The sequence below is a fragment of the Corallococcus terminator genome (assembly GCF_003611635.1).
Lineage (GTDB): Bacteria > Myxococcota > Myxococcia > Myxococcales > Myxococcaceae > Corallococcus > Corallococcus terminator.
In genome coordinates this window covers 1-7,208 of the sequence record NZ_RAVZ01000418.1, presented here as the reverse complement: position 1 = coordinate 7,208, position 7,208 = coordinate 1, and the positions used below count along the sequence as shown (strand labels likewise).

The following is a 7,208-nucleotide window of genomic DNA, read 5'->3' as shown; positions in this document are numbered from 1 at the left end:
AGATGCGTATAAGAGACAGGTCCCGAAGGCCGGCGACTCTGGCTCCATCGCGATCATCGGGCTCGCCGGTCGCTTCCCTGGCGCCATGTCGGTGCGGGAGTTCTGGCGCAACCTGCGCGGCGGCGTGGAGTCCATCAGCCGCTTCACGCCGGAAGAGCTGGAGCACCTGCCCGGGCTGCCGGACGGGCTGGAGTTGTGGCACCACCCGGCCTTCGTCGCGGCGGGCGGTGTCATCGAAGGCGTGGAGAAGTTCGACCATGCCTTCTTCGACATGCCCCTGCGCGAGGCCCAGTTCACGGACCCGCAGCAGCGGCTGTTCCTCCAGACAGCCTGGGCGGCGCTGGAGGATGCGGGCGTGGATCCGGATCGCTTCCCGGGCGCCATCTCGCTGTACGCGGGCGCCACGAGCTCCGGCTACACGGACGCCGTGCGCCAGGCGATGCCGCTGGACGCGGCGTCGTTCATGGAGCTGCACGGCACCGCCACGCACGAAAGCCTGGCGACGAAGACGTCCTTCAAGCTGGGGCTGACGGGTGAGAGCACGTTGCTCTACACCGCGTGCTCCACGGGTCTCGTCGCGGTGCACCTGGCCTGCCAGAGCCTCCAGGTGGGCCAGTCCGACGTGGCGCTCGCGGGCGCGACGCGCCTCTCTGTGCCGCAGCGCACGGGCTACGTGTACCAGGATGGACTCATCTTCTCGCCGGATGGCCACTGCCGCGCCTTCGACGCGAAGGCGCAGGGCACGCTCGCGGGCAACGGCGTGGGTGCGGTGGTGCTCAAGCGCCTGGAGGACGCGGTGCGGGATGGCGACGCCATCTATGCCGTCATCCGGGGCTCGGCCATCAACAACGACGGCCGTCACAAGTCCGGCTTCACCGCGCCCAGCGTGCAGGGGCAGGCAGCGGTCGTCACGCAAGCACTGACGAAGGCCGGCGTGTCACCGGAAGCCATTGGCTACGTGGAGGCCCACGGCACCGCGACGCCGCTGGGCGACCCGATTGAAGTGGCGGCGCTGACGCGCGCGTACGGCCTGGGGCCCGAGCATCAGGGCACCATCGCGTTGGCGTCGCTGAAGACGAACATCGGCCACCTGGACACGGTGGCGGGCCTCGCGGGGCTCATCAAGGTCGCGCTGTCGCTGCACCACGGCGAGATTCCGCCCAGCCTCCACTTCGAGCGGCCCAACCCGCAGATCGACTTCGCGGCGAGCCCGTTCTTCGTCAACACCGCCCTGCGTTCGTGGCCCCGGGGTGAGACGCCCCGCCTCGCCGCGGTCAGCTCGTTCGGCATTGGTGGCACCAATGCCCACGCCATTCTTGAGGAAGCTCCCATGCGGCAGAGTGGTTCCACCACCCGTTCCCACCAGCTCGTCCTTCTGTCCGCGCGCACGCCAGAGGCACTGGAGGCGGCGTCCCGTCAGCTCGACGCGCACGCGCACGCCGATGGGGCCGATGGGGCCGATGGGGCCGAGCTGTCCCTAGCGGACCTGGCCTTCACGCACGCGGTGGGCCGCAAGGTGTTCGAGTTCCGCCGCGCGCTGGTGGTGAAGGACGCGGAGGACCTGGCGAAGCAACTCCAGAAGCCGGCGACGGCCGCGAAGGGAACGAACCGCGCGCCGCGCGTGGCGTTCGTATTCTCCGGCCAGGGCGCGCAGCAGGTGGGCATGGGACGCGAGCTGGCGGAGGCCTCGCCGCTGTTCCGCGCGCACCTGGACGCGTGCCTCGCGCTGATGGACGCGCCGCTGCGGGAGCGCGTGTCGGCGCTGCTACGTCCGGCGGAGGGAGCGGACGTCACGGCGAGCCTCGCGGACACGCGCGTGGCGCTGCCTGCGTTGTTCAGCGTGCAGGTGTCGCTGGCACGGTTGTGGAAGGGCCTGGGCGTGGCGCCGCATGCGGTGCTGGGCCACAGCTTCGGGGAGTACGCGGCGGCGTGCGTGGCGGGCGTGCTGTCGCTGGAGGACGGGATGCGCCTCGCGGTGGCGCGCGGGGAGCTGATGCACCGCATGCCGCCGGGGGCGATGCTCGCGGTGGCGCTGCCGGAGACGCAGGTGGTGCCGCTGCTGACGGGCCGGCTGACGCTCGCGGCGGTGAACGCTCCGGACCGGTGCGTGGTGTCCGGGCCTGTCGACGAGGTGGAGCGGCTGAAGCAGGAGCTGGAGCGCCGCAAGGCAGGCGCGGTGCGGATGCCCGCGCCGCATGCGTTCCACTCGGCGGACGTGGAGCCGTTGATGCCGGAGCTGGCGCGGGTGGTGGCTTCACTCCACCGCTCGGAGCCGACGGTGCGCTACGCGTCCAGCCTCACGGGCACGTTCACGCGGCCGGGGCAGCTCACGGCGCCGGAGTATTGGACGGAGCAGATGCGCCAGCCGGTGCGCTTCACCGACGCGGTGGGCGCGCTGCTGGAAGCGGGCTGCGAGGTATTGCTGGAGGTGGGGCCCGGCCAGGACCTCACGCCGCTGGTGCGCGCGAGCCTGGGGCAGGATCGCGACCGGGTGCGCGCGCTGGCCACGCTGCGGCGGGGCGGGACGACGACGGAGCAGCAGGGCTGGCTCCAGGGCGTGGGCGAGCTCTGGACCGCGGGAGTCGCCGTGGACTGGAGCGCTTTCTACGCGCACGAGCAGCGGCTGCGGCTGCACCTGCCGACGTACGCGTTCCAGGAGAAGGACGTCTGGGTCCAGGCGCGAGCCCGCACCCTGCCCTCTTCGTTCCAGCCGCCGGGCGCTGTGCGGGCTCCGCAGACCGTGTCCGGGGCGACCGTCACGGCTCCGGCCCAGGGTTTCGTGGCTCCGCCTGCCGCCGCGTCCGGGGCGCATGGCACTCCGTCGCCGTCCACGGAGGTCGCATCCACGGGTGAAACCTCGTCCTTCGCGTCGGTGCCCCTCGCTGGCCGCGCGCCCACCACCGGATCGGACCCCGCCGCGCTGGCGCCCACCGGTCGCGTGGCCACGGTGACACTGTCTCCCTCGGAGGTTCCGGCACAGGCGGGCCCGGCGACTCCGAACCTCCCGACGGTCGAGGCCGCGAGCCCGCTCGACGCCACGCCGCCGTCCGTGTCCGTCCCCAGCATCGCGCGGACGCTCCACGACGGTGTCTTCCTTCCCACGGGCGCGGCCTCGCAGCCGGCGTCGGAGGCCACGAACGCCTCCCCGCGTCCCCTGTTGCCGGGCCTCTCCGCGCACACGGCCTCCGAATCCCTGGCCCCCGTCGCCGTCCCCGCGGGCCGCGAGGATGCGCCGCGCGGAGATGTCGAGGAACGCGTGGCCGCGCTGTGGCGCGAGCGCCTGGGCCTGGACTTCGTCGGCCGCGAGGAGAACTTCCTCGAAATCGGCGGCAACTCGCTGACGGCCGCCCAGCTCCTCAACCAGGTGCGTGACACCTTCGGCGTGCAGTTGCCGCTGGCCGCTCTCTTCGAGGCCCCCACCGTCGCGGGCATCGCCCAGCGCCTGGAGCCCCTGCTGCTCCTGGCCCCCCAGGCCCAGGTGTCCGTGGAGCTTCCGCTGGTGCCCCTGCCTCGTACGCGGGAGCTGGCCCTGTCCTTCGTGCAGGAGCGCGTCTGGCGCCTGGAGCAGCACCTGCCCGGCCTGTCCGCGTACAACATCCCGTTCGTCCTGCGACTCGAAGGCGTCGTGAACGCCGACGTGCTGGAGCGTGGCATCCAGGAGATCGTCCACCGGCACGAAGCCCTGCGCACCACGTACGACGTGGTGGACGGCCGTCCCGTGCAGCGCTTCCACGCCACGATGCATGTCCCGCTCACGCGCGTGGAACTCCAGGGGCCGCCGGAGACCCGCGAGGCCGAGGCGATGCGCCTCGCCCGTGAGGACGCGACCTCGCCGTTCGACCTGGTGCAGGGCCCGGTGATGCGCTCCACGCTCGTGCGCCTGGACACGCAGGTGCACATGCTGGTGGTCGGCATCCACCACATCGTCTGCGACACGCTCTCCGTCGCGCTCTTCGTCCAGGAACTGGGCCAGCTCTACGACGCCTTCATCGAAGGCCGTCCGTCCCCCCTGCCCCCGCTGCTCATCCAGTACGCGGACTTCGGCCAGTGGCAGCGCCAGAGCATCGCCGAAGCGCGTCTTCCCGAGCAGGAGCAGTGGTGGCGTCAGCGGCTTGCCGGCATGCCCCGGCAGATCGACCTGCCCACGGACCGGCCCCGCACCGCGCACAGCACGCTCAACTCCGCGCGCATGACCATGGAGATGCCGCCCGCGCTCGCTCGGGAACTCTCCGCCTTCGCGAGGCGCGAGGGCTTCACCCCGTACATGACCGTGCTCGCGGCGTGGCAGACGCTGCTGCACCGCTACAGCGGCCAGACGGACCTCATCGTCGGCACGCCCATCGCCAACCGCACCCGGCCGGAGCTCTTCCCGCTCATCGGCTACGTGGCGCACTCGGCCGCGTTCCGCACCCGCTTCGTGGGCGAGCCGACCTTCCGCGACATGCTCGCGCAGATTCGCGAAGAGGTGAACGACGCGCAGGCGCGGCCCGACGTGCCCTTCGAGTACCTGGTCGAGGCGCTCATCCCGGGCAAGGACATCGGCAAGGGCCGCATGGCCGACTCCGTGTTCGTCTTCCACTCGGGCGTCAGCGCCGGAGCGATGACGCTGGATCTCAAGGGCATGCGCGGCTCGCTGGTGGAAGTCCCCGGCACGCCCGTGCAGTGGGGCGCCACGCTGGCCGACCTCACGCTGGTGCTCTCCGAGTCCCCGGGCCGCCTCCACGGCGTGCTGGAGTACGCGACGGAGCTGTTCGACGCCGCATTCGCCGAGCGCTTCATGGCGCACTTCCAGGTGCTGCTGTCCGCGGCGCTCTCCCAGCCCGACACGCAGGTCTCCCGCCTGCCGCTGTCCACCGAGTCCGAGCGCCGCGCGTGGCCGAACCCCCGCACCGTGGCCGGCTTCACCTCCGTGCCCGCGCTCCTCGCGGACCGGCGTGCCCGCCAGGCGGACGCCATCGCCGTGTCGCGCGGTGATGAGCACTGGACCTGGACGCGGCTGGGCGCCCAGGTGCGGACCCTGGCCGAACGGCTGCGGTCGCTCGGGGTGAAGGATGGCGCGCCCGTGGCAGTGAGCTTGCGGCCCTCGCCGCAGAAGCTCATCGCGCTGTGGGCCGTGCTGGAGGCTGGAGGCGCGGTGGTCGCGCTGAGCCCCACCGAGTTGGGCGGCGTGTCCCTCTACGCCCCCGAAGGCGCGCACGTGCCGGTGCTCGTCACCTCGCGCGAGCTCGTCGCCTCCGTGCGCGTGGAGGCTTCGCGCACGCTGTTCGTGGACGACCTCGCCACGTCCCCGGATGCCGGCGGGGTTCCGGAGGCGCTGGGGCGTGGTGATGCCGACACCCTGGCGTGGTTGCTGCCCATGGGCGCGGGGCAGCCCGCGTGGGCGCTGGGCCACCTGGAGCTGGCGGAGTTCTTCACCGGCCTGGACGCGCGACTGTCCCCCAGGGACGGCGGCGCATGGCTGTCCGCGGGCGAGGCCGCACCGGACCGGCCGGACCTGGAATCGCTGTGGGCACTGTCGCGCGGGATGCGCGTGGTGTTCCCATCCGAGCAGGTGACGGCGCGGCTTGTGAACCTGGGAGGAGCCGGGCGCCGGGCGAAGGCGATGGACCTGAGCCTCATCTACTTCGCCAACGACGAGGACTCCCTCACCGGGCCGAAGTACGAGCTGCTCATCGAAGGCTCGAAGTTCGCGGACGCGAACGGCTTCTCCGCCGTGTGGACGCCAGAGCGTCACTTCGCCTCCTTCGGCGGCCTCTACCCGCAGCCGGCCGTGGTGGCCGCGGGCATCGCCACCGTCACGAAGAACCTGCGCCTGCGCTCGGGCAGCGTGGTGCTGCCGCTGCATGATCCGCTGCTCATCGCGGAGCAGTGGTCCGTGGTGGACAACCTGTCGCAGGGCCGCGTGGGCATGTCGGTGGCCACCGGCTGGCACGTGCACGACTTCACCTTCGCGCCGGGCAACTACGAGGACCGGCGCAACATCCTGCTCAAGAACCTGAAGACGCTACGCGCGCTGTGGCGCGGCGAGAAGGTGACGCGGCCCGCGGGCGCGGGCACGACGGTGGAGCTGTCGCTGCGTCCCAAGCCGGTGCAGAAGGAGCTGCCGGTGTGGCTCACCGCGACGGTGAACCCGGAGACCTTCCGGCTGGCGGGCGAGCTGGGCGCGGGCGTGCTGACGGGCTTGATGTCGCACTCGATGGAGGAGCTGAAGCCGAAGGTGGCGCTCTACCGCGAGGCGTGGCGCCGCAACGGCCACCCGGGGCGTGGCCACATCACGGTCATGCTGCACACGTACCTGGGCGACGACGAGGCGGAGGTGTTCCGCACGGTGCGCCAGCCGTTGCTCGGCTACTTCCGGGGATCCACGGACATCGTCACGTCGCTGCTGGCGGCGCAGGGCTACCAGGGCGAAATCAACAAGCTGTCCCCCGACGACATCAACGCGCTGCTGGAGCACACCTTCGAGCACCACGCGAAGACGACGGGCCTGGTCGGCTCCGTGGAGAGCGGCCTGAAGCGCCTGCGCGAGGTGCAGGAGGGGGACGTGGATGAGGTGGCGGCCCTCATCGACTTCGGCCTCGAAACGCCCGTGGTGCTGGAGGGCCTGCGCCGGCTGGCCCGGGTGCGCGAGTTGTTGGAGGACGAAGGCGTCGCGCGCCAGGAGCAGGTGCTGGTGGAGAGCGGCCAGGGCGTGGAGGGACTGCTCGCGCTGGCGAAGCAGTCCGGCGCGGTGCTGGTGCACACGTCGGCCCGGCTCGCGCGTTCGCTGACGGATCTTCCCGGCGCCCGTGAGTCCCTGGGCTCGGTGGGCGCGCTGGTGTTGGAGGACGCGTCGTCGGAGCTGGCCTCCGCGCTGCAACGGAGCGCGGGCGTGGAGGTGTGGTTGTCCGGCGGCGCCGTGGAAGGCGCGCTGCTGCCCCGCGCGCCGGGTGAGCGCGTTCCGTCCAGCCTCCAGACGTGGGTGCTGGATCCCTCCGGACAGCCGCTGCCCGTGGGCGTGGTGGGAGAGCTGGCCCTGTCGGGCGCGGGTCTGCCCGGAGCCTTCTGGAAGGCCGGCGAGGAGGATCACCGCCGACTGGTGCCGCACCCGGTGGAGTCCTCCGCGCGGCTGTACCGCACCGGCCGTCATGCCCGCCTGCGCACGGATGGCCGCGTGGAGCCGGTGACGCTGCCCTCGCGCCTGCCCCCGCCCGTGGCGCGTCCCAAGG

The 7,208-nt window shown here is 72.1% G+C and carries 1 protein-coding gene; it reads left to right on the top strand.

Annotated elements, in window-relative coordinates; translation table 11 throughout:
- The coding region (locus tag D7V88_RS36645) for a type I polyketide synthase (RefSeq protein WP_244238586.1) at positions 1–7,208 on the top strand (7,208 nt) is incomplete at both ends.